This is a genomic window from Mesorhizobium sp. M0018 (assembly GCF_040323955.1).
Classification (GTDB): Bacteria; Pseudomonadota; Alphaproteobacteria; order Rhizobiales; family Rhizobiaceae; genus Mesorhizobium.
The window spans coordinates 259,148-280,041 of record NZ_JAMYVL010000008.1; the positions used below are offsets into that span (position 1 = coordinate 259,148).

A 20,894-nucleotide genomic window follows, 5' to 3' on the forward strand; every position below is an offset into this window, starting at 1 on the left:
ATCGGCCATTACGTAAGCCGCTGGCACTTCCCCCGCAAGAGACCGGATCCGTATGGCCCCCATCTACGATCTCATCCTGACAGGCGGCACCGTGGTCAATCACGACGGCCAGGGTTTTCGCGACGTCGGCATCAATGGTGGGCGCATCGCTGCCATCGGCGACCTCCGCCAGGCGTCGGCCGGTGAGACGATCGACTGCCGTGGGCTGCACATCCTGCCGGGCGTCGTCGACAGCCAGGTGCATTTCCGCGAGCCGGGCCTGGAGCACAAGGAAGATCTGGAGACGGGCTCGCGGGCAGCGGTGCTCGGCGGCGTCACCGCCGTCTTCGAGATGCCGAACACCAATCCGCTGACCACCAGTGAGGCAACCCTTGCCGACAAGGTGCGGCGTGCCACCGGCCGCATGCATTGCGACTTTGCCTTCTGGGTTGGCGGGACCCGCGACAATGCAAAAGACGCTGGCGATCTCGAGCGGCTGCCTGGTGCGGCCGGCATAAAAGTTTTCATGGGCTCGTCCACCGGCGACCTGCTGGTCGAGGACGACGAAGGCGTTGCCTCGATCCTGAGGAACACACGCCGCCGCGCCGCCTTTCACTCCGAGGACGAGTTCCGGCTGCGCGAGCGGCTTGGCGAGCGCATCGCGGGCGATCCGTCCTCACATCCGGTGTGGCGCGACGAGATCGCTGCGTTGCGCTGCACGGAGCGCCTTGTGCGCATCGCGCGCCAGGTCCGCGCCCGGATCCATGTGCTGCACATCTCGACCGCCGAGGAGGTAGGCTTCCTCGAGCAGCACAAGGATGTCGCGACCTGCGAGGCGACGCCGCATCATCTGACGCTGAGCGCCGATGATTATGCGCAGTTGGGCACCCTGATTCAGATGAACCCGCCGGTGCGCGCCACGCGCCATCGCGACGGGGTCTGGTACGGCGTTGCGCAAGGCATCGTTGATGTGCTCGGCTCCGACCATGCGCCGCACACGCTGGCCGAGAAGGCAAAGCCTTATCCGGCGTCGCCGTCCGGCATGACCGGGGTGCAGACGTTGGTGCCGATCATGTTGGATCATGTCAACGCCGGCCGGCTGACGTTGCAGCGCTTTGTCGACCTGACCAGCCACGGCCCGCAACGCATATTCGGCATCGCCAGGAAAGGCCGTATTGCCGCCGGCTACGATGCCGATCTGACCATCGTCGATCTGAAGCGCCGCGACACCATCGCCAACGCCCAGCAAGGCTCCAAGGCCGGCTGGACGCCTTATGACGGCAGGCAGGTGACCGGCTGGCCCGTCGGCACCATCGTGCGCGGCCGGCGCGTGATGTGGGAAGGCGAGATCGTCACGCCAAGCCAGGGCAGGGCGGTGGAATTTTCCGAGGCGCTGGCGCGCTAGTCGCCGGCGACGAAGAACGTCCATTGTCCGGTCGGCGTGATGCCGACGCGGTAGAAAATGTAGGCACCAAACTGCTTCATGTCGTCATAGTCGCTGGCGGTGACGATCTTGAACAGCTCGACCCGCTGCCTGGCATCGAGCTTGTCCAGCGGCAGGGCGAAGAAATAGGGCCAGACATAGAGATCCTGCGGCGTGCCGGCATCGACATGGACAAAACCGGCACTGAGCACTTCTTCCAGGATGGCGAGAATCTCCTGGCCTTCCGTATCGCCCGAAAGGCCCTTCAGGAAGGCGATCGGGTCGCCCTCGATGTCACCCAGCGACAACTGGGTCATCATGTCGCCCTTGCCGATCAGCGGTCGAAGTTTTTCGATGTCGCCGCTTTTGCAGGCCTCGACTATCAGATCGTGCATGCGCCTGACCGGTTCCGGCAACTTGGCCAGGTCGTAGACGACTTCGGGCACGGGCGCGTCCGGATCGACATGCGGATTGGCCATGCCGCCATCGTTGGCCGGCCCTTTCGGTTCGGTTTGTTCCGGCTCGTCGGATGGCGTCGGCTGGCTGGCCGGTGGTGGCGTCGTGCCGAGCGGGCCGGGCATCGGCACGGTACTTCCGGGCGGCGACATGTCAGCGTCGGGCGGCGGCGTGACCGGTGAGGGAAGGTCTTCGCGCTTGATCTCGCTGAGGGCTTGAGAGGGACTGCTCGCCAGAAACAGTGCAGAAGGAATCATGGCGCAGGAAGCGGTGAACCAAATGCTGAGGACCAGGCCGCGCGGCTTGCCTGATATCAAAAAATTCACCGCCTGCTACTCCCTGGTTCCAGCCCATCCATGTGCCCGGACATGATGTCCGGCGGCGCGCCGTCGTCAAAGAACCGGGGTCAGTGCCGCAGTCTTTCGGGCTCGAAGGCCCCGGCAATCACCTTTTCACGCATACGATCGAGCAGGGCAAGCGCCGAGGTCTCGCCATTGGTGCGCAGCATTTCGCCGAATGCCGTTTCGAGGGCTGCCTCGGCGATGATTTCCGGCTCGATCCCGGCCGACAATCCTTCTGCCCAGGCTTCGCTGTGGCTTTCCACGGCGGTCAGGCGCTTTTCTTCCCTGACCAGCGCGTCGATGTCGTTGACGCCATGTTCCATTGCGATGTCCACCCTTTCAAGCGGTGATCCGTTGGACAGGGATCAAGCTTGAGTTGTCCCTTTTACACGCAGGCGCAGTAAGTATTTGTAAATGCGACATTTTTTTGGTCGTCGTCTACAAATTCCGTCGCGTCCAGCAAACCTGCGTCCGATCCGTTTCAAACTTAGCCGATTAGGCAGGCCAAGGGGACGGAAACCTTCAGTTTGAGTTAATTTCACATCTGCGCGCTAACGTTTCGTTAACATAGTTGCAAAAGTGCAACATCAGGTTTGCACCAAGACCTCACTCGAGGCAAGCGGAGAAGCGTCGAGCGCGTCCGCCGCAACGGCGCCGACCCTTGATGCGGCGGCTTTTCCGCAAAGCGGCTGCCGCCGTCAGTTTCCGTAGCGCGAGGCGATGTCGCGAGACAGCGTCTCGCCTTCCTTCATGTAGCGGCTGATGGCTTCCGTCGCCGAGGCGGTGCATTGCGTATAAGTGCCGCCGAACGACCGGTAACCGCGGTTGAAGCTGGCGATGAAGCGGGCGCGCCGCTCCGGGTTCGGATTTTCCGATGCGATCAGTTTTTCCATCTCGGCTCGCCACCGATCGCCCTTCTCGCCACACAGATTACGCAGGAAATGCAGCGAGCCGAGCACTTCCGCCAGCCGCATCAGCCCGGGCTCGAACGGTGCTTCGGCGGCAATCGCCGGGCGCGCACCGACAACCACACTGACGGCGAGGCATGCGGCGAGAAACGAAGACGTGCGGCTCATGGGTCCTTGTGCTGAAACAATTTGTCGCCTGCAAGGCGATTCTTTGGCTCAGATCTCGCCGTCTTTGTCGGGACCGAGTAGATCGTCGGCAATTTCAAACACTGCATCGGCGAGCGGCATCGCTGTCATTTCGGCCAGCGTATAGAAAGCCGCGGTCTCGGCATCGTCGCTGGCCACCGCCTCGCCGCCAGCATACTCGGCCCCAAACACCGTCAGCCAGTAGTCGACCGGATGCCCGTCGCCGCTGCCGTCGATGTGGATTTCCCGCAGCGGCCGGTAGCTGCGCGCCTGCAATCCGGTCTCTTCCAGCAATTCGCGCCGTGCTGCCTGTTCCAGCGTCTCGCCGGCTTCGACCTTGCCGCCGGGAAAGGCATGGAGACCTTGCGAGGGCGGCCTGGCCCGCTTGACCAGCAGCACCGTGTTCTCGCGCACGACGCAGACCGAGACTGCCGGAATGATCTTGCGTGCTTCCATGGGCTTCGGATCGCTCGATTGGCATAGCCCGTTGTGGACCGGCCGCCGGCGAACAGCTTTAGCGGTTGCGAAAGGCGGATTCCATGGCCACTTTCACATGCCACCAATTCGAGAGCTGAATTCATGTGCGGACGCTTTGCTTTGACGGCCACTCCGGACCAGACCGCCGCCTTTCTCAGCCTAGCGGAACTTGAGGAGTTTCCGGCCCGCTACAACATCGCGCCGACGCAGCCGGTGCTGATGGCGTTCGCCGGATTGCCACAGGCGCCGGGCTCGAACCTGCCCGACCGCCGCTCGATGCTGGTGCGCTGGGGCCTGATCCCGGCCTGGGTCAAGGATACGCGTAACTTCCCGCTGCTGTTCAACGCGCGTTCTGAGGGGGTTTCGGAAAAGGCGTCGTTTCGCGCTGCCATGCGCCATCGCCGCGCCCTGGTACCGGCTTCGGGATTCTACGAATGGCACCAAACCGGTGGCAGAAGAGGGCAGCCCTATTGGGTGCGGCCAAGGCATGGCGGGCTTGTCGCCTTCGCCGGGCTGATTGAGACCTATGCTGAGCCGGGCGGCTCGGAAATGGACACCGGCGCCATTCTGACCGCCCACGCCAATGCCGACACTGCCCATATCCACGACCGCATGCCGGTGGTGATCCATCCCGAAGATTTCGCGCGCTGGCTGGATTGCCGCACGCTCGAGCCGCGCGACGTGGCCGATCTGCTGAGACCCGCCCAGCTCGATTTCTTCGAAGCGATCCCGATTTCCGACCTCGTCAACAAGGTCGCCAATACCGGGCCGGAGATTCAGGAGAAGGGCGTCGTCGAGCTTGAGCCCGACAAGGTCAAGCGCCGGAAGTCCGGCGCGAACGACAGTCAGATGAGTTTATTTTAGCAAAAGCTACTATTACTGGTTCGCCGTGAGCGCCTCAATCTTTCCCGACGGCATTCTCAGGCAGCGCGCGGCGAAACGATTTTTTGCGCCGGCTTCTTCTTCTTCGCGGTGTGCAGAAGAGCTGCGACGATTGCTGCCGGGCCGATCGCCCGGTAATGGCTGGCGAGCGCCGGTTGCTTGGCGCGGTTGGATTCTTGCTTAGGCATTGTTCTCTTCCCTGGTAACGTCTTCGTGTCTGCGTTTGCTGGCCGAATCCGACCAAATCGTGACGCTTGCTGATCTAGCCGGCGAATGTTTCATCACAGTGCCGACCTGTTTAATAAAATGTTTCAGTGGCTCAATTCCTGTGAGCCAACGATATTTTTGGCGAAGGTAGCGACTTGACGGCAACACCGGGCAAGGCGATAAAGCCGGCCATGAGAACGTCTTTCGCCATTTGTGGCATTTGCATTATTGGCTAGCCTCGCGCTGGTCCTGGACGTTTTCGCCTCATCTCCTCCCAGATTGGACAAACGCCCCGGCCAGCAGGCTGGAGCCGATTCGCGCCTCGGCGTAACCGACTCCATCCAGGCACGATCCCAAAAGGTCATGCCAAAGTAACACACCGGGAACGCACGTATGTCTGACGCATCGAAGAGCCTGCGCCTCTACAACACGCTAACGCGGAGCAAGGAGGATTTCTTCCCGATCGATCCGCGCAACGTGCGCATGTATGTCTGCGGCCCGACGGTCTATGACTTCGCCCATATCGGCAATGCGCGGCCGGTGATCGTCTTCGACGTGCTGTTCCGCTTGCTGCGCCATCTCTACGGGCAAGCGCACGTCACTTACGTCCGCAACATTACGGACGTCGACGACAAGATCAACGCTCGCGCGCTGCGCGATTTCGGCGGCGAAATTGCATCGGGCAAGCTGTCGCTGAACGAAGCGATCAGGCGGGTCACCGAAAAGACCGCCGGTCAGTTCCACAAGGACGTTGCGGCGCTCGGTTGCCTGGAACCGACGGTCGAGCCGCGCGCCACCGAGTTCGTCGAGCCCAGGCCCGACGGCAAGGTCGACATGATCTTCTTGATTCAACGCTTGATCGAACGCGGCCATGCCTATGTCGCGGCTGGAGAAGTCTTGTTCGACACCGCTTCCATGCCGGATTATGGGCAGTTGTCGAAGCGCAATCTCGATGAGCAGCAGGCCGGCGCCCGCGTCGCCGTCGATGAGCACAAGAAGAACCCGCAGGATTTCGTGCTGTGGAAATTGTCTTCGCCCGAGGAGCCGGGCTGGGACAGCCCGTGGGGCAGGGGTCGGCCGGGCTGGCACATCGAGTGCTCGGCGATGTCGGCCGCCTATCTCGGCGAGGTGTTCGATATCCATGGCGGTGGTCTCGACCTGATCTTTCCGCACCACGAGAACGAGATCGCGCAATCGCGTTGCGCCCACGGCACCGAAACGATGGCCAAGGTTTGGATGCACAACGGATTCCTGCAGGTCGAGGGCCAGAAGATGTCCAAGAGCCTGGGCAATTTCTATTCGATCACCGAATTGCTGGAGACGGATACCTTTGGCGGCCGCAAATGGCCGGGCGAGGTGCTCAGGCTGGCGATGCTGATGACGCACTATCGCGAGCCGATCGACTTTTCCGTGCGCAAGCTGGAAGAGGCGGAGAATACGCTGCGCAAATGGAAGCGGGCGGCCGATCTGGCGCCGCCGACGGCAAAGCCGGTGCCGGCGGATGTGATCGAAGCGCTGTCGGATGACCTTGCCACCTACGCCGCATTCCAGTTGCTGACGCAGTTGGCTGGTGATGCTGTTGATTTCAACGCAGGTAGCGGCAACGCAGCCGCCGAAGACAACGATGCTGCCGCTTCACTGAAGGCATCGCTTCTGTTCCTCGGCTTCGACATCGCAACAGCCAAGGTGGATGAAGACGCCATTGCCAAGGCGATCGCCAAACGCCTCGCGTTGATCGCCGCCAAGAACTGGGCCGAGGCCGACCGCATCCGCGACGAGTTGCTGACGCAAGGCATCCAGTTGAAGGACGGCAAGGACCCCGTCACCGGCGAACGCATCACCACCTGGGAGGTAAAAAGATGATCGATCATCTCGGCATCACCGTTTCGGATTTCGACGCGTCGAAGGCTTTTTACGACAAGGCGATGGCGCCGCTCGGCGCCTCGCTGCTCTACATGGTGCCGCAGGAATATACCGGCGGCGCCAAGGTCGGCGGCTACGGCCGCGACCGGCCAGTGTTTTGGCTGCATGCCGACAAGGACAAGCCGAAGGATCATCAGCATGTCGCCTTCACGGCTCGCAGCCGCGCCGAGGTCGATGCCTTTCACGCCGCGGCGATTGCCGCCGGCGGCAAGGACAATGGCCGGCCGGGCCTGCGCCCGCACTACCATCCGAACTATTATGGCGCTTTTGTTTTCGATCCCGACGGCAACAATGTCGAGGCGGTTTGCCATGCCCCGGAGTAGTGCGCGATGAGCCTCGACAACAGACCGGTCTATACAGGCGGCTGCCAGTGCGGCGCGGTGCGCTTCCGCGTCGAAGGAGCTCTCGGCGATGCTTCCGTATGCCATTGCCGTATGTGCCAGAAGGCGAGCGGCAATTTCTACCTGCCGCTGGTCTCGGTGCGCGGCGCAAGGCTGGACTGGACGCGCGGTGAGCCCAAACGCTTCCGCTCGTCCAACGCGGCTTTGCGCGGTTTCTGTGCCGAATGCGGCACGCCGCTGACCTTCGAAGCGCCCGACGGGGTGGCCCTCGCCATCGCCACATTCGACCACCCCGAGGAGATTGCGCCGACCATCCAATGGGGTGTCGAAGCCAAGCTCCCGTACGTGGATCACGTCCACGAATTGCCAGGTGAGGAAACGATGGCCGACGTCTCGCCGGCCTCCTATCTCGCCGATCTCGTCTCCTACCAACATCCCGACCACGACACCGAACAATGGCCGCCGGAGGAAAAATCATGACCGAAACCGTTCGTACCGGCGGCTGCCAGTGCGGCGCCGTGCGCTTCCGCATCCACGGGGCGCTCGGCCGCCCGTCCATTTGTCATTGCCGCATGTGCCAGAAACAGTTCGGGTCGTTTTTCGGCGCGCTGGTGACAGTGCCGAGCGACGGCGTCGAATGGGTGCGCGAGGAGCCGAGTTACTTTCAGTCGTCGGTCAACATCGATCGCGGCTTCTGCGCCCGTTGCGGCACACCGCTGACCTACCGCCAGCCCGGCGCGCTGGAGATCGCCATCGGCGCCTTCGACGACCGTTCCGATCTGGCGCCGCAGATCCAGGTTAACTACGCCGCCAGGCTGCCTTGGGTCGAGACGATCTTCGACGCGCCGATCCATGACGACCCGGATTTCTACGCGCGACAGGAATCCATCATCTCCTTCCAGCATCCCGATCACGAGACGGCCAACTGGCCGCAGCAGGGCCTGAAATTATGAGCAGCGAATTCCGTACCCTCTATCCCGAGATCGAGGCTTTCGAGTCCGGCATGCTCGACGTTGGCGATGGCCATCAGGTCTATTGGGAGCGCTCCGGCACCAGAGGGGCCAAGCCGGCTGTCTTCCTGCATGGCGGGCCGGGCGGCACCATTTCGCCAAAGCACCGGCGGCTGTTCGATCCGAAGCTGTACGATGTCATCCTGTTCGACCAGCGCGGCTGCGGAAAATCGACCCCTAATGCCTCGCTTGAAGCCAACACCACCTGGCACCTGGTCGCCGACATCGAGCGCCTGCGAAAAATGTGCGGCTTCGACAAATGGCTGGTGTTCGGCGGTTCGTGGGGTTCGACGCTGGCGCTGGCCTATGCCGAGACCCACCCCGAGCGGGTCAGCGAACTGGTCGTGCGCGGCATCTACACGCTGACCCGCGCCGAACTCGAATGGTACTACCAGTTCGGCGTGTCGGAGATGTTCCCCGACAAGTGGGAGCGGTTTCTGGCGCCGATCCCGGAGGCCGAGCGCGGCGACATGATGGCCGCCTACCGCAAACGGCTGGTCGGCAGCGATCCTGTGGCGCAGGTCGAGGCAGCCCGCGCCTGGAGCCTGTGGGAGGGCGAGACGATCACGCTGCTGCCGGAACCGGAAACCAGCGGTCCCTTCGGCCAGGATGATTATGCCCTGGCTTTCGCCCGCATCGAGAACCACTATTTCGTCCATGCCGGCTGGCTGGAAGAGGGACAGCTGCTGCGCGATGCATGGAAGCTTAAGGATATCCCGGGTACCATCGTTCACGGCCGCTACGACATGCCGTGCCCGGCGCGCTACGCCTGGGCGCTGCACAAGGCGTGGCCGAAAGCGGATTTCCATCTGATCGAAGGCGCCGGCCACGCTTATTCGGAGCCGGGTATCCTCGACAGGCTGATCCGCGCAACGGACATGTTTGCCGGGAAATGACCATGGCTCGCGAGCGCCTTTATCTGTTCGACACCACGCTGCGCGATGGCCAGCAGACGCCGGGTATCGACTTCTCCGTCGAGGACAAGATCGCCATCGCCAAGCTGCTCGACGAGTTCGGCATCGACTACGTCGAGGGTGGCTACCCCGGCGCCAATCCAACCGACACCGCCTTCTTTGCCGAGCGTCGCACGGCCGATGCCAAGTTCGTTGCCTTTGGCATGACCAAACGGGCAGGAGTGTCGATCTCGAACGATCCTGGGCTTGCCGCGCTGGTCCAGTCGAAGTCGGACGCCATCTGCTTCGTCGCCAAGAGTTGGGACTACCATGTCCGCGTCGCGCTCGGCTGCACCAATGAGGAGAACCTCGAGGCGATCAAGGCCTCGGTCGAGGCGGCGCTCACTGCTGGCAAGGAGGCGATGGTCGACTGCGAGCATTTCTTCGACGGCTTCAAGGCCAACCCCGATTATGCGCTGGCCTGCGCCAGGACGGCCTACGATGCCGGCGCGCGCTGGGTGGTGCTGTGCGACACCAATGGCGGCACGCAGCCCTCCGAGGTGCGCGCCATCGTCGAAAAGGTGATCGCCGCTGGCATACCGGGCGACCATCTCGGCATCCACGCCCATGATGACACCGGCCAGGCGGTGGCGAATTCGCTTGCCGCCGTGGATGCCGGCGTCCGCCAGATCCAGGGCACGCTGAATGGCATCGGCGAGCGCTGCGGCAACGCCAACCTGATCTCGATCGTGCCGACATTGGCGTTAAAGCCGGCCTTTTCGGGCCGCTTTGCTACAGGCATTTCGGCAGAGGCGTTGACCGGTATATCGCGCCTGTCCCGCGCCTTCGACGAGTTGCTGAACCGTGCGCCCGAAGCGCAGGCGCCCTATGTCGGCGCCTCCGCTTTTGCTACCAAGGCCGGCATCCATGCCTCGGCGCTGGCAAAGGAGCCGGCGACCTACGAGCATGTGCCGCCAGAGACCGTCGGCAACCGCCGCCGCGTCATGGTTTCGGACCAGGGCGGCAAGGCCAATTTCCTGGCTGAGCTGAAACGGCGTGGCATCGACATGCCCCGGGACGACCATCGCCTCGACGCGCTGATCGCCGTGGTCAAGGAGCGCGAGGCCGAGGGCTATGCCTACGAAGGTGCCGACGCCAGCTTTGAGCTTTTGGCGCGCAAGATGCTGCACGGCCTGCCGGAATTCTTCCGCGTCACTTCTTTCCGCTGCATGGTCGAGCGCCGGTTCGACGCCAACGGCCAGCTGAAGACGGTCTCGGAGGCGATCGTGAAAGTGCTGGTCGAGGGCGAGGAGAAGATGTCGGTGGCCGAAGGCCACGGCCCGGTCAACGCGCTCGACATTGCGCTGCGCAAGGATCTCGGCAAATTCCAGAGCGAGATCGCCGATCTCGAACTGGCCGACTTCAAGGTGCGTATCCTCAACGGCGGCACCGAGGCGATCACCCGCGTGCTGATTGAATCGCATGACGGCACCGGTGCGCGCTGGTGGACGGTCGGCGTCTCCGAAAACATCATCGATGCTTCCTTCCAGGCGCTGATGGATTCGATCGTCTATAAGCTGATGAAGAACCGCGACATGGCGGGCTTGGCGGCGGCGGAGTAGCGTTGAACCATCAGCGAGACTCCATTGATCCATCAGCAATTTGCGATGGTTTTGGGCAAGCCGCTGGCGCATAGCCTTGGGCCATGACTACCCAAGCACTTCACATCGGGGCCGACACCAAAGCTCGTCGCGGCTTCCTGCTGGCGCTCGGCGCCTACCTGCTTTGGGGGCTGCTGCCCTTCTACATGAAGGCTGTCGCGCATCTGCCGCTGGCCGAAGTTATCGCCCACCGCATCGTCTGGTCAGTGCCGATCGCGGCCGCTGTCCTGGTCTGGGCCGGTCGCACTGCCGATTTCAAAGCGGCAGTTCGTTCGCCGCGCATCATTTCGATGGCGGTGCTGACGGCGGCGCTGATCTCGGTCAACTGGGGTATTTATGTCTGGGCGATCGCGGTCGACCGCACCATCGAGACCGCGCTCGGCTACTACATCAACCCGCTGGTCAGCGTCGTTGTCGGCGCGCTGCTCCTCGGCGAGCGGCTCGACCGCCTGCAGATCGCGGCGGTGGTGCTGGCGGCAATCGCGGTCGCGGTGCTGACCATCGACGCCGGCAAACTGCCCTGGGTGTCGCTGGTGCTAGCCTTTTCCTTTGCCGCCTATGGCTTCTTCCGCAAGACGCTGCCAATCGGCCCGAGCCAGGGCTTCCTGCTTGAAGTGCTGCTGCTGTCGGTGCCGGCACTCGGCTACATCATCTTCCTGATCGCCACAGGACAGGATCATTTCGTCTCGAGCTCGCTGAACGACACCGCCTTGCTGATCGGCTGCGGTCCGGTCACCGCCGTGCCGCTGCTATTGTTTGCGTTCGGCGCCAGGCTGCTGCGCCTCTCCACCATTGGCATCATGCAATATATCGCGCCGACGATCGTCTTTTTGATCGCGGTGCTGATTTTCGGCGAACCTTTCGGCAGTGTTCAGGCCATAGCCTTCGGGCTGATCTGGGCGGCACTGGCGATGTACTCCTGGTCGATGTTTTCTTCGGCGCGCAAGACCGTTTCCGCATCAGTTCGAGCCGCGTAACGAAGAAAGGCGGCTGGCCCGGTCTTAATGCCGGCAGCCGCGTCTTTCACGAGCGCTCAGCGCTTCGGCCCGAAGCCGGGATATGGCTGCAGCGGCACGACGGCGGCAATATCCATCATGCCGGCCTTGACCAGCGGCAAAGTTGCAAGATGGTGGCGCACGTCGGCATCGCTGCCGGCTTCGAACATCATGCCGCTGCCGGGTATGTCGCCCCGATTCCACACCTGACGCACGGCGCCTTCGGCATAGAGCGTGCGGCGCTGCTCGGCCTCGCCAGGCAGCAGCGGCGCGAAATCGGGGTCGGTGAACTTTTCGGTGTTGCGTGCAAGAAGGGCAAAGAACTGCATCGGAATCTCCTGATGTTGGCCGTTGGAATGGCGGAAATATTCGCTTCTGCTGGCCAGACAGTCCAAGACTGATTAGGCTAAATTTGAGACCTCACGGGACTTGAGCATCGAAGCAACAATGTTCGACCTGCGCCAGCTTCGCTATTTCATCACGGTGGCCGAAACCGGCAACGTCGGGCGTGCCGCCGAATTGCTGCACATCTCGCAGTCGCCGCTCAGCCGTCAGATCATTCAGCTGGAGGAGCAGCTGGGCGTCGCACTGTTCGAGAGGGCGAGGCAGCGTGTTCATCTCAATGCCGAGGGCCGCGCTTTTCTTGCCGAGGCGCGTGCGCTGCTGGCCCATGCAAGACGGCTGGAGGAGCTCGGCCGCAATCTCGCCAGCGGTACGGTCGGCCGTCTCGCCATCGGTTATGTGGAAGGTGCGGTCCATGCCGGGCTTGTCGCTCGGATGCTGCGCCAGTTTCGCCGCGACCGGCCCGAATTTCATCTTCAACTGAAGGGTCAGCGTTCCGCCGCCCAGATCGAAGCGCTGCGCGAACGATCGCTCGATCTGGGCCTCGTCTACACGCCTCCTCCTGCCGACGATCCCGACATCGCCGCCATGCTCATTATGCGCGAGCCGCTGGTTCTGGCGATGCCGGAAGGCGATCCATTGGCAGAAATCGCGGAGATACTGCCGCAGCAACTGGACGGACGCACCTGGATCACGGTGGTGCGCCAGCCTGACGACACCAACCGCAGCCAATTTCTCGCCGCCTGCGCGAAGGCGGGCTTCCTGCCCGACATTGCCTATGAGACGACCGATCCGTTGACGTCGTTGGGCCTGGTCAGCGCCGGGCTTGGGCTGGCGACGGTGCAGGCCAGCCTGCGGAGTGCCGCGCCGCCTCAGACCGTGTTTCGCGATCTGCCGTGGTTCGAACGCACCGTCTCGATCCATCTCGCCTGGCGGCGTCGGGACAAGCGCGCGGTCATCGGAGACTTGAGGAAGGCAGTAGGGAAGGAGTGAATAGTGAATAGTGAATAGACAGGCGCCGGTTTGGAAAGTCTTCTACTTCACCATTCACCATTCACCATTCACCATTCACCATTCACCATTCACTTTACATCTTATCAATCACCGACTGCACGCCCTCCGTCGGTGCATCGACGGAGGATCCCGCCACCATGATAGCGGCGACGATTGCTTCCGGATCCTCGACCACCAGCGGCTTGACCCGTTGCGCCGTGTGGATGAAGCCCTCCGTTGCCATGTGGTCGAGCAACGCCAGCATCGGATCCCAGAATCCTCCGACGTTGCCGAAGACGATCGGCTTGCGGTGATGGCCGAGCTGCGCCCAAGTCATGATCTCGACGATCTCCTCGACCGTGCCGATGCCGCCGGGCAACGCCACAAAGGCGTCGGATTTCTCAAACATCCTGTGCTTGCGCTCGTGCATGTTGTCGGTGATGACGAGCTCGTCGAGCCGGTTAAGCGCGGTTTCGGTCGCCTCCCGGTTGATCAGAAAGCGTGGAATTATGCCGGTTACCTTGCCACCGGCCTTTAATGCCCCTTCAGCGACGGCACCCATGATCCCTTTAGTGCCGCCGCCATAAATCAGACGCAGGCCGGACTTGCCGATCGAGCGGCCAAGCAGGTGTCCGGCCTTGATATAGGTCTCATCTCGGCCCGGGGACGAGCCGCAATAGACGCAGACAGATCGAATCGTATTCATGTTATGATTGGTGATAGGGACTATAGGCATGGTCAAGCCCCGGGGCGGGCTTTTTCTTGTCGGCTTTGGCAAAACAGGCTAGACCGAAATTAGGTGGCTAAGGGGCAGGGAAACATGGCAATTAATCCATTGAAGGCGTTTTTGTTCGCGGCTGGCGGCTCTGTCGCAGCAGCGGGAACCGCCTATGTATCGGGCGCACTCGACCCGTATCTCAATTCTACCCGGCCTGCGGAGGTCGCGGCGCTGACGCCGCCGGCTTCGAAACCGGCCGCTCCGGCGACCGAGGACCGGCTGCCGCCTGCGTCTGCCGCGTCCACCGATGCGGCAGCGCCCGCCGCGCCGGCCACAGCAGGTGCAATCGTGCCGACCTTCGACATCGTGCGCGTCGAAAGCAACGGCTCGATCGTCGTCGCCGGCAATGCGGCGCCCAACGCCAAGGTCGAGATTCTCAACGGTTCGGCTGTGCTCGGCTCGACGGTCGCCGGTCCCGACGGCGCCTTTGCCATTATTCTCGACGATCCGCTGAAGCCCGGCGACTACACGATCACGCTGCGCTCGACGGCTGGCAATGTCGTGACCGCCTCGGCGCAGACCGCGGTCGTTTCGATCCCCCAGAATTCCACCGGCCAGGTGCTGGCAATGGTCGAGGAGCCGGGCAAGCCGTCCGAACTGCTCACTGTTCCGGCCCCTCAGGCGAAATCTGACGCCTCGCCGCCTGTCGGCGAACAGGCGGCCGTTCAGCCACCCGCCACGGGCACCGAATTGCCGGCTGCCGCAGCGCCGGCGCCAGCCGCCCCGGCGGCTGATGTTCCAGCAGCGTCTGCTCCTGCCGCGCCGGCCGCTGTTGAAGCCGCGCCGGCTCCGGCAGCGCCCGCCACACCGGCAGCGCCCGCTACTTCCGCGGCGGAGCGGAAGATCGTCGTCGAAGCTGTCGAAATCGACGGCAACAAGATTTTCGTTGCCGGCGTCGCCGATCCCGGCCGCAAGGTGCGTGCGTATGCCAACGATATCCTGCTCGGTGACGCGAAGACCTCGCCCGACCGCCACTTCCTGGTCGAAGCGACACGCGACATCCCGGTCGGCACCTACACCATCCACGTCGATGCGCTCGATGCCGACGGCGTGACGGTGGTTGCCCGTGCGGCTGTGCCGTTCGAGCGCGAGCCTGGTGAGGCGGTTGCGGCCGTGGCGCCGGCCGAGCAGAAGCCTGCCGGGATAAAACCAGCCGAGCCGAATGCTCCGGCGACCGAAGCCGCACCGGCAACGGCCGCCGAAACGCCCGCAACTGCCCCCGCTCCTACAACCGAGGCCCCGGCCGAAATGGCTGTCGCAACGCCTCCGGGCGAAACGCCCGAGACCGTGGCGCCAAAGCTCGAACATGCCGATGGTGCAGTCATCATCCGCCGCCATGACACGCTGTGGCGGATTTCGCGGCGGGTCTATGGCCAGGGCATGCGCTACTCGACCATCTATCTCGCCAACCAGGACCAGATCAGCAATCCGAACCGCATCTGGCCGGGGCAGGTGTTCAAGGTGCCGGAGAAATCGAAGGAAGGCGAGCCCGCCGATCTCAAGGCAATGGGCGACCAGATGACGACGGCGCCAGTCAAGGCCGAATAGCCTTCTGCCCATCAGGATAGCTTGCGGCAGGGCCAGTCATCGTTTATCGCCGATGGACGATGACCGAATCCCCCCTCGTAACGGACCGAAGCCGCGCGGCAGATGAACGCCCGCCGGCCAACTGCACGCCGGCCAACTGCATGCCGGATAGCCGCGCTGTCGCTGTCCGGCTCGCGGCCCTTTCGCATCCAGCGCGGATCGAAATTCTCAAACACCTTTCCGCAAGCCGTTCCTGCTGCTGTCGCGAGGTCGTCGAGCATCTCGACCTGGCGCAGTCCACCGTTTCCCAGCATTTGAAGATCCTGGTCGAGGCCGGGCTGATCCGCTTCGAGCCTGACCGCCAGCGCTCCCGCTATGAGCTCGACCGCGCCGCGCTCGCCGATGTTTCGGCATCGCTGGCCGCGCTGGTCGATTCCTGCTGCTCCGGCCGCTAAAATCATAAGGTAAACAAGAATGGCCGAGAAAACCGTTTCCGCAGATTCCGGCTCGACCTTCAGAACGTTGCGCAATCTCTGGCCCTATATGTGGCCGGCCGACCGCGCCGACCTGAGGGCCCGAGTGGTATGGGCCACCGTACTGCTGGTGGTCGCCAAGCTGACCCTGGTGGCCGGACCCTATTTCTTCAAATGGGCGACCGACGCACTGGCCGGCGATAGCAAATCGCCGCCGCCGCTGCCGGCCCTGCTGCTGGCGCCGGTCATGCTGGTCGTCGCCTACAATGCGGTGCGGCTGGTGCAGCTCGGCTTCAACCAGTTACGCGATGCCCTGTTTGCACGGGTCGGCCAGCATGCGGTCCGCCGGCTCGCCTTCCGCACCTTCGTGCACATGCACGAACTGTCGCTGCGCTTCCACCTCGAACGGCGCACCGGCGGACTGTCGCGCGTCATTGAGCGCGGCACCAAGGGCATCGAGACGATAGTCCGCTTCACCATGCTGGCGACGGCGCCGACAATCGTCGAATTCGCGCTCACCGCCGGCATCTTCGCCGTCACCTATGGCTGGCTATACGTCTTGGTGATCGCGGTCACGGTCTGGCTCTATGTCTGGTTCACCGTCAGGGCGAGCGATTGGCGTATTTCGATCCGCCGTGAGATGAACGAAAGCGACAATGAAGCCAGCACGAAGGCGATCGACTCGCTGCTCAACTACGAAACAGTCAAATATTTCAATAACGAAACCATGGAGGCCGAGCGGTTCGACCGGTCCACGGCGCGCTACGAGTTGGCGGCGACCAGGACCTGGACCTCGCTTGGCTGGCTGAACTTCGGCCAAGGTGTGATCTTCGGTATCGGCATGACCGTCGTCATGGTGATGTCGGCGCTCGAGGTGAAGGCGGGCACACAGAGCGTCGGCGATTTCGTCTTCGTCAACGCCATGCTCATGCAGCTTTCGGTGCCGCTGAATTTCATCGGCATGATCTACCGCGAAATTCGCCAGGGCCTGACCGACATCGAAAACATGTTCGATCTGCTCGACGTCAAGCGTGAGATCGTCGATCGGCCGGGCGCCAATCCGCTGGTCGTCGATGCCGGCAGGGTCGAGTTCCGCGACGTACATTTTTCCTACGACCCCAACCGCAAGATCCTGAAGGGCATCAGCTTCGAGGTGCCAGCTGGCAAGACGGTGGCCATCGTCGGCCCCTCCGGAGCCGGCAAGTCGACCATTTCGCGGCTCTTGTTTCGCTTCTACGACATCCAGCGCGGCCAGATTCTGATCGACGGCCAGGACATTCGCGACGTGACGCAGGAGAGCTTGCGCGCTGCCATCGGCATGGTGCCGCAGGACACGGTGCTGTTTAACGACACCATCGCCTACAATATCCGCTACGGCCGCGTCGGCGCCAGCGAGGAGGATGTGCGCAAGGCGGCAGAACTGGCCCAGATCGGACCGTTCATCGAGCGGCTGCCCGACGGCTATCGCTCAATGGTCGGCGAGCGCGGATTAAAACTGTCCGGCGGCGAGAAGCAGCGGGTGGCGATTGCCCGCACCATTTTGAAGGCACCGCCGATCCTGATGCTCGACGAGGCGACCTCGGCGCTGGACAGCCACACCGAGCAGGAGATCCAGGCGGCACTCGACCTGGTCAGCCAGGGCCGCACCACCCTCGTCATCGCCCATCGGCTGTCCACAGTGATTTCGGCCGATGAGATCATCGTCCTGCAGGATGGCCAGATCGCCGAGCGCGGCACCCATGTCGCCTTGATAGCCAAGCGCGGCCTTTATGCATCGATGTGGGACCGCCAGCGCGAGGCAAGCGAGGCCGAGGAGCGGCTGCGCATTGCCCGCGAAAGCGACGAGTTCGGCGTCGTCGTCCGCCGCCGCACCTCGGAGGTGAGCTGAAAATTCGTGCTTGACCTCAACTTAAGTTGAGATCGTAGGCCGTTTTGGATCGCAGCAAAATGCGTCGTTCAAAAACGGAGACAATCGATATGAATGGGATAAATCAGGCAGGTACTGGCGGCAGCGTATTCCGGGTGGACAAGTTTGTCGTTCCGGCCAACGCCCGCGAGGAGATTCTTGCCAAGGTCCGGATGACGCATGAATTGCTGCGCCAGCAGCAAGGGTTCGTCCAGGATTTCCTGCTCGAGCAATTCTCGGGGCCGGGCGAGTTCAACCTCGTGACCATTGTCGAATGGGAAGGGCAGGCCGCCGTCGACAAGGTCGTGCCGATCATCAAGGCTGCGCATGAGCGCAGCGGCTTCAATCCTCAGGAGACCATTTCGCGACTTGGCGTCAAGGCCGATATTGCCAACTATCAGCGGATTCCCGGGATGTAAGCTCTCTACGGCCAGCCGGCGCCCGGCGCAGTAGCGTCGACGCTGAGCACTTGGCCGGTACGGGCATCGCTGATCATATGTTCGAAGCCGCGCCATTCGGCGGCGACGATGAACAGCGTTTTTCCCTCGCTGCCGCCGAGCATGCAGGCAAAGCAGCCGCGGTCGACATCGACGCTTTCGAGCATCGCGCCGCCCTCGCGCACCCGCACGCAATGCCGGTTCGGAACGTCGGCATACCAGGCCGCACCTTCGGCATCGAGGCAGATGCCGTCGGGAAAACCGTTGCCGAGATTGGCCCAGATCCTGCGGTTGGAAAGGCCACCATCGGCAGCGATGTCGAAGGCGGTCAGCCGGTTGGCGTGGGACTCGGCAACGACCAGCGTCTTGTTGTCGGGCGTCACCGCCATGCCATTGGCGAACGCGAGGTTCTCAGCCACCTGCTGAACCGAGCCATCCGGTGCAACTTGCACGATGGTGCCGGGACCGAAATGCTGGCCGAGGGCCGGAGCAGGCCCACCGCCATTGACGTATATGTTGCCGCGCCCATCGACCACCATCTCGTTCCAGGGGCTCTTTGATAGTTGTCTCAGATCGGCATGGGTGACCAATGTCCCGTCTGCCTCCTGCCTGAGGATCAGCCCTTCGCGGCCGGACACGACAAGCAGGCGCCCGTCCGGCAGCCAGTCAATGGAATAGGGCAGGGTGGCCGGCACGGTGAGCACGATCTCGCTGTTGCCTAGGGCGTCAACGGCGATGATCTGGCCCGTGCCCCAGTTGCAGAGCCACAGCCGGCCGTCGTGCCAGCGCGGTGACTCGCCGAAGGCCAAGCCGTTCATCACCACTTGCACTTGCCTAGCTGCTGATTTCTGCATGGGCCGAGAACCTCCGGGTTTGCGCAAATCGTCATGGCCGAAAGGCCGATGAGAGGCGCCGTCTTGCCAAGGACGGGCGAGAGTGCTGCGTTCCGACAATCGCAATGAACATTTCCGGTTGATCACTTCGGCAGTCCGGATGCTGCTAACGGCATCCTGAAACGGCGGTGACCGCCACCCCCGAGCGCTCTCATTGTCGCGTTGCGACCGCGGGGTGTTTCCGCTATTGAGGCCGGACTTGGAACCAAGGTTGCCCTCATCCCATGAGCCTCGTTGACACGATCAAGAATGCGTTCGTTCCGATCCACCGCGAGGGTTATCCCTTTATCGCTGCGTTCGGCACGGCGACGCTCTTTCTTGGCTATTTCTCCTCGACCCTGTTCTGGATCGGTCTCATCCTGACGGCCTGGTGCGCCTATTTCTTCCGCGATCCCGAGCGCGTCACGCCGATCGACGACCGGCTGGTTGTCAGCCCGGCCGACGGCATCGTCTCGGCGGTTGGCCCGGCCGTGCCGCCGCGCGAGCTTGGCCTCGGCGGCGGCGAAATGACCCGCATCTCGGTATTCATGAACGTCTTTTCCTGCCACGTTAACCGCTCGCCGGTGCGTGGCCGCATTTCCAGGATCGAGCATCGACCAGGAAAATTCCTCAACGCCGAGCTCGACAAGGCAAGCACCGAGAACGAGCGCAACGGGCTGGTCATCGAAAGCCCCAATGGAACGGTCGCCGCGGTGCAGATTGCCGGCCTGGTGGCGCGGCGCATCGTCTGCTGGGCCGAGCCCGGCGGCGCCATCGGCACCGGCCAGCGCTTCGGGCTGATCCGCTTTGGCTCGCGCGTCGATGTATTCCTGCCCTCGACCGCGACGCCGCGTGTCGCCGTCGGCCAGACCGCGGTTGGCGGTGAGACGGTGCTGGCGGAATTCGGCGGCGTTGCCGCAACGCCGCTCGTGCGGGTCTCCTGACCGGTGGCGCCGCCGTTCAAGAAATTCGAGGCGCATGGCGGCGGTGGCCCGCGCATTCGCGAAATCCCGATGCGCATGGTGCTGCCCAATCTGGTCACGGTGCTTGCCATCTGCGCCGGCCTGTCCGGTATTCGCTTCGGCTTCGAGGGCCGCTTCGAGCCAGCGGTGGTGATGGTGCTGCTCGCCGCCTTCCTCGATGGTATCGACGGCCGTCTAGCGCGAATGCTGAAGGCGACTTCCAAATTCGGCGCCCAGATGGATTCGCTGGCCGATATCGTCAATTTCGGCGTGGCACCGGCGCTGGTGCTCTATGCCTTTCTGCTCGACAGGGCAGGTTCGCCGGGCTGGATCGCCGCGCTGCTGTTCACCATCGCCTGTGGGATGAGGCTTGCCCGTTTCAACGTGCTCGACGAAGAGCTCGACCGTCCGCAGTGGCAAACCGAATATTTCGTCGGCGTGCCGGCGCCGGCGGGTGCGGTGCTTGTAATGCTGCCGCTCTATCTGTTCTTCCTCAGGCTTGGGCTTGAACCCAGCCGCCTGGCAGCCTTCATTGCCACCGGCTTTACAATATTGGTGGCGTTCCTGCTGGTCAGCAGACTGCCCGTCTATTCCGGCAAGAGCGTCAGGATACCGGGCGACAGGGTGCTGCCGATCATCCTCGCAGTCGTCCTCTACGTCCTGCTTTTGATGACCTATCCCTGGTATACGCTGACGGCCTCGGTTGCCGGCTATCTGGTCTTCTTGCCGTTCAGCGTGCGGGCCTATTCGAGACGCGCCAAGCGCGAAGGCGAGAAGGTGCCGTCCTCGGATATTGGCTGACGGATTTGGTGCCAGTTCGCGTTGCGCCTGGCAGTGCATGATTCCAAAAAGGCTCGCAGAGCACGCGGCGCTGTGGAACGCACCTCAAAAACCCCGTTTTCGGAACTTGCTGGGCGGCTAG

Annotated in this window: 24 protein-coding genes; 16 read left to right on the forward strand and 8 right to left on the reverse strand. The window is 63.0% G+C overall.

Annotated features, from left to right (window positions below; translation table 11 throughout):
- The first annotated feature begins 52 nt into the window (after window positions 1-52).
- A complete protein-coding gene (locus tag NKJ81_RS14230) occupies window positions 53-1,384 on the forward strand; it encodes a dihydroorotase (protein ID WP_352540781.1) in 1,332 nt (443 codons plus the stop codon).
- Here NKJ81_RS14230 and NKJ81_RS14235 read toward each other — a convergent pair.
- The 4 genes from NKJ81_RS14235 to NKJ81_RS14250 form a co-directional block, all read right to left on the reverse strand.
- Window positions 1,381-2,184, reverse strand: a complete 804-nt coding sequence (locus NKJ81_RS14235; protein ID WP_352540783.1) for a hypothetical protein — start codon at window positions 2,182-2,184, stop codon at window positions 1,381-1,383. The two genes, NKJ81_RS14230 and NKJ81_RS14235, sit on opposite strands and share 4 nt — an antisense overlap.
- An 80-nt stretch (window positions 2,185-2,264) precedes the next feature.
- Complete coding sequence (locus NKJ81_RS14240; protein WP_023677749.1) at window positions 2,265-2,522, reverse strand: hypothetical protein; 258 nt, start codon at window positions 2,520-2,522, stop codon at window positions 2,265-2,267.
- 375 nt (window positions 2,523-2,897) lie between these two features.
- Window positions 2,898-3,275 carry a TIGR02301 family protein gene (locus tag NKJ81_RS14245; RefSeq protein ID WP_023677748.1) on the reverse strand — a complete coding sequence of 126 codons (378 nt, stop codon included), beginning with the start codon at window positions 3,273-3,275 and terminating at the stop codon, window positions 2,898-2,900.
- Between the two features lie 48 nt (window positions 3,276-3,323).
- Complete coding sequence (locus NKJ81_RS14250; RefSeq protein WP_352540784.1) at window positions 3,324-3,749, reverse strand: NUDIX hydrolase; 426 nt, start codon at window positions 3,747-3,749, stop codon at window positions 3,324-3,326.
- A 123-nt stretch (window positions 3,750-3,872) separates the two neighbouring features.
- Between NKJ81_RS14250 and NKJ81_RS14255 the strand changes: the two genes are divergently transcribed.
- Complete coding sequence (locus NKJ81_RS14255; RefSeq protein WP_352540785.1) at window positions 3,873-4,634, forward strand: SOS response-associated peptidase; 762 nt, start codon at window positions 3,873-3,875, stop codon at window positions 4,632-4,634.
- Window positions 4,635-4,690: 56 nt separating this feature from the next.
- Here NKJ81_RS14255 and NKJ81_RS14260 read toward each other — a convergent pair whose 3' ends face one another.
- Window positions 4,691-4,840: a hypothetical protein gene (locus tag NKJ81_RS14260; protein WP_023677745.1), complete on the reverse strand. Its 150-nt coding sequence runs from the start codon at window positions 4,838-4,840 to the stop codon at window positions 4,691-4,693.
- A 412-nt stretch (window positions 4,841-5,252) separates the two neighbouring features.
- Here NKJ81_RS14260 and cysS point away from each other — a divergent pair, with 412 nt between their 5' ends.
- The 7 genes from cysS to rarD all read left to right on the forward strand — a co-directional run bounded on the left by cysS (window position 5,253) and on the right by rarD (window position 11,664).
- A complete protein-coding gene (cysS, locus tag NKJ81_RS14265) occupies window positions 5,253-6,722 on the forward strand; it encodes a cysteine--tRNA ligase (RefSeq protein ID WP_352471064.1) in 1,470 nt (489 codons plus the stop codon).
- A complete protein-coding gene (locus tag NKJ81_RS14270; protein WP_352540786.1) occupies window positions 6,719-7,105 on the forward strand; it encodes a VOC family protein in 387 nt (128 codons plus the stop codon). Before cysS ends, NKJ81_RS14270 begins: the two co-directional genes overlap by 4 nt.
- 6 nt (window positions 7,106-7,111) lie before the next feature.
- Window positions 7,112-7,603: a GFA family protein gene (locus tag NKJ81_RS14275; protein WP_352471066.1), complete on the forward strand. Its 492-nt coding sequence runs from the start codon at window positions 7,112-7,114 to the stop codon at window positions 7,601-7,603.
- Window positions 7,600-8,076, forward strand: coding sequence for a GFA family protein (locus NKJ81_RS14280; RefSeq protein ID WP_352448982.1), 477 nt, complete (start codon window positions 7,600-7,602; stop codon window positions 8,074-8,076). Before NKJ81_RS14275 ends, NKJ81_RS14280 begins: the two co-directional genes overlap by 4 nt.
- Window positions 8,073-9,029 (forward strand): prolyl aminopeptidase, encoded by a 957-nt coding sequence (gene pip, locus NKJ81_RS14285; protein WP_352540787.1) that lies wholly within the window; start codon window positions 8,073-8,075, stop codon window positions 9,027-9,029. Before NKJ81_RS14280 ends, pip begins: the two co-directional genes overlap by 4 nt.
- Window positions 9,026-10,648 (forward strand): citramalate synthase, encoded by a 1,623-nt coding sequence (gene cimA, locus NKJ81_RS14290; protein ID WP_352471068.1) that lies wholly within the window; start codon window positions 9,026-9,028, stop codon window positions 10,646-10,648. Before pip ends, cimA begins: the two co-directional genes overlap by 4 nt.
- Before the next feature lie 83 nt (window positions 10,649-10,731).
- The gene (gene rarD / locus NKJ81_RS14295; protein ID WP_352540788.1) at window positions 10,732-11,664 is read left to right on the forward strand and encodes an EamA family transporter RarD; all 933 of its coding nucleotides are present in this window, start codon (window positions 10,732-10,734) and stop codon (window positions 11,662-11,664) included.
- A gap of 56 nt (window positions 11,665-11,720) precedes the next feature.
- Here the strand turns inward: rarD and NKJ81_RS14300 are convergent, their stop codons facing one another.
- A complete protein-coding gene (locus tag NKJ81_RS14300) occupies window positions 11,721-12,011 on the reverse strand; it encodes a muconolactone Delta-isomerase family protein (RefSeq protein WP_352540789.1) in 291 nt (96 codons plus the stop codon).
- A gap of 100 nt (window positions 12,012-12,111) precedes the next feature.
- Here NKJ81_RS14300 and NKJ81_RS14305 point away from each other — a divergent pair, with 100 nt between their 5' ends.
- A complete protein-coding gene (locus tag NKJ81_RS14305; protein ID WP_352540790.1) occupies window positions 12,112-13,017 on the forward strand; it encodes a LysR family transcriptional regulator in 906 nt (301 codons plus the stop codon).
- Window positions 13,018-13,111: 94 nt separating this feature from the next.
- On the opposite strand, the gene NKJ81_RS14310 is transcribed toward NKJ81_RS14305, so the two are convergent.
- On the reverse strand, window positions 13,112-13,723 hold the full coding sequence (locus tag NKJ81_RS14310; RefSeq protein ID WP_352471073.1) for an LOG family protein: 612 nt from the start codon (window positions 13,721-13,723) through the stop codon (window positions 13,112-13,114).
- Window positions 13,724-13,837: 114 nt separating this feature from the next.
- Between NKJ81_RS14310 and NKJ81_RS14315 the strand changes: the two genes are divergently transcribed.
- The 4 genes from NKJ81_RS14315 to NKJ81_RS14330 all read left to right on the forward strand — a co-directional run bounded on the left by NKJ81_RS14315 (window position 13,838) and on the right by NKJ81_RS14330 (window position 18,120).
- Window positions 13,838-15,343 carry a LysM peptidoglycan-binding domain-containing protein gene (locus NKJ81_RS14315; RefSeq protein ID WP_352540791.1) on the forward strand — a complete coding sequence of 502 codons (1,506 nt, stop codon included), beginning with the start codon at window positions 13,838-13,840 and terminating at the stop codon, window positions 15,341-15,343.
- Window positions 15,344-15,402: 59 nt separating this feature from the next.
- Window positions 15,403-15,777, forward strand: a complete 375-nt coding sequence (locus tag NKJ81_RS14320) for an ArsR/SmtB family transcription factor (RefSeq protein WP_352471075.1) — start codon at window positions 15,403-15,405, stop codon at window positions 15,775-15,777.
- Window positions 15,778-15,796: 19 nt separating this feature from the next.
- Entirely contained in the window at window positions 15,797-17,683 is a 1,887-nt protein-coding gene (locus tag NKJ81_RS14325; RefSeq protein WP_352471076.1) for an ABCB family ABC transporter ATP-binding protein/permease, read from the forward strand.
- An 89-nt stretch (window positions 17,684-17,772) separates the two neighbouring features.
- Window positions 17,773-18,120, forward strand: a complete 348-nt coding sequence (locus NKJ81_RS14330; protein ID WP_352471114.1) for an antibiotic biosynthesis monooxygenase — start codon at window positions 17,773-17,775, stop codon at window positions 18,118-18,120.
- A 5-nt stretch (window positions 18,121-18,125) separates the two neighbouring features.
- Here NKJ81_RS14330 and NKJ81_RS14335 read toward each other — a convergent pair whose 3' ends face one another.
- The gene (locus NKJ81_RS14335) at window positions 18,126-18,992 is read right to left on the reverse strand and encodes an SMP-30/gluconolactonase/LRE family protein (protein ID WP_352540792.1); all 867 of its coding nucleotides are present in this window, start codon (window positions 18,990-18,992) and stop codon (window positions 18,126-18,128) included.
- 263 nt (window positions 18,993-19,255) lie between these two features.
- Between NKJ81_RS14335 and NKJ81_RS14340 the strand changes: the two genes are divergently transcribed.
- Window positions 19,256-19,954: a phosphatidylserine decarboxylase gene (locus tag NKJ81_RS14340; protein ID WP_352471078.1), complete on the forward strand. Its 699-nt coding sequence runs from the start codon at window positions 19,256-19,258 to the stop codon at window positions 19,952-19,954.
- A 3-nt stretch (window positions 19,955-19,957) separates the two neighbouring features.
- On the forward strand, window positions 19,958-20,773 hold the full coding sequence (locus NKJ81_RS14345) for a CDP-alcohol phosphatidyltransferase family protein (protein ID WP_023677728.1): 816 nt from the start codon (window positions 19,958-19,960) through the stop codon (window positions 20,771-20,773).
- The last annotated feature ends 121 nt before the right edge of the window (window positions 20,774-20,894 follow it).

Coding starts and splice junctions, on each gene's coding strand:
- NKJ81_RS14330 (WP_352471114.1), top strand. CDS start 17,773: ATGAATGGGATAAATCAGGCAGGTACTGGCGGCAGCGTATTCCGGGTG.
- NKJ81_RS14340 (WP_352471078.1), top strand. CDS start 19,256: ATGAGCCTCGTTGACACGATCAAGAATGCGTTCGTTCCGATCCACCGC.
- NKJ81_RS14320 (WP_352471075.1), top strand. CDS start 15,403: ATGACCGAATCCCCCCTCGTAACGGACCGAAGCCGCGCGGCAGATGAA.
- NKJ81_RS14280 (WP_352448982.1), top strand. CDS start 7,600: ATGACCGAAACCGTTCGTACCGGCGGCTGCCAGTGCGGCGCCGTGCGC.
- cysS (WP_352471064.1), top strand. CDS start 5,253: ATGTCTGACGCATCGAAGAGCCTGCGCCTCTACAACACGCTAACGCGG.
- NKJ81_RS14275 (WP_352471066.1), top strand. CDS start 7,112: ATGAGCCTCGACAACAGACCGGTCTATACAGGCGGCTGCCAGTGCGGC.
- NKJ81_RS14245 (WP_023677748.1), bottom strand. CDS start 3,275: ATGAGCCGCACGTCTTCGTTTCTCGCCGCATGCCTCGCCGTCAGTGTG.
- NKJ81_RS14310 (WP_352471073.1), bottom strand. CDS start 13,723: ATGAATACGATTCGATCTGTCTGCGTCTATTGCGGCTCGTCCCCGGGC.
- NKJ81_RS14315 (WP_352540791.1), top strand. CDS start 13,838: ATGGCAATTAATCCATTGAAGGCGTTTTTGTTCGCGGCTGGCGGCTCT.
- pip (WP_352540787.1), top strand. CDS start 8,073: ATGAGCAGCGAATTCCGTACCCTCTATCCCGAGATCGAGGCTTTCGAG.
- NKJ81_RS14255 (WP_352540785.1), top strand. CDS start 3,873: ATGTGCGGACGCTTTGCTTTGACGGCCACTCCGGACCAGACCGCCGCC.
- NKJ81_RS14335 (WP_352540792.1), bottom strand. CDS start 18,992: ATGCAGAAATCAGCAGCTAGGCAAGTGCAAGTGGTGATGAACGGCTTG.
- rarD (WP_352540788.1), top strand. CDS start 10,732: ATGACTACCCAAGCACTTCACATCGGGGCCGACACCAAAGCTCGTCGC.
- NKJ81_RS14250 (WP_352540784.1), bottom strand. CDS start 3,749: ATGGAAGCACGCAAGATCATTCCGGCAGTCTCGGTCTGCGTCGTGCGC.
- NKJ81_RS14300 (WP_352540789.1), bottom strand. CDS start 12,011: ATGCAGTTCTTTGCCCTTCTTGCACGCAACACCGAAAAGTTCACCGAC.
- cimA (WP_352471068.1), top strand. CDS start 9,026: ATGACCATGGCTCGCGAGCGCCTTTATCTGTTCGACACCACGCTGCGC.
- NKJ81_RS14230 (WP_352540781.1), top strand. CDS start 53: ATGGCCCCCATCTACGATCTCATCCTGACAGGCGGCACCGTGGTCAAT.
- NKJ81_RS14240 (WP_023677749.1), bottom strand. CDS start 2,522: ATGGAACATGGCGTCAACGACATCGACGCGCTGGTCAGGGAAGAAAAG.
- NKJ81_RS14260 (WP_023677745.1), bottom strand. CDS start 4,840: ATGCCTAAGCAAGAATCCAACCGCGCCAAGCAACCGGCGCTCGCCAGC.
- NKJ81_RS14325 (WP_352471076.1), top strand. CDS start 15,797: ATGGCCGAGAAAACCGTTTCCGCAGATTCCGGCTCGACCTTCAGAACG.
- NKJ81_RS14270 (WP_352540786.1), top strand. CDS start 6,719: ATGATCGATCATCTCGGCATCACCGTTTCGGATTTCGACGCGTCGAAG.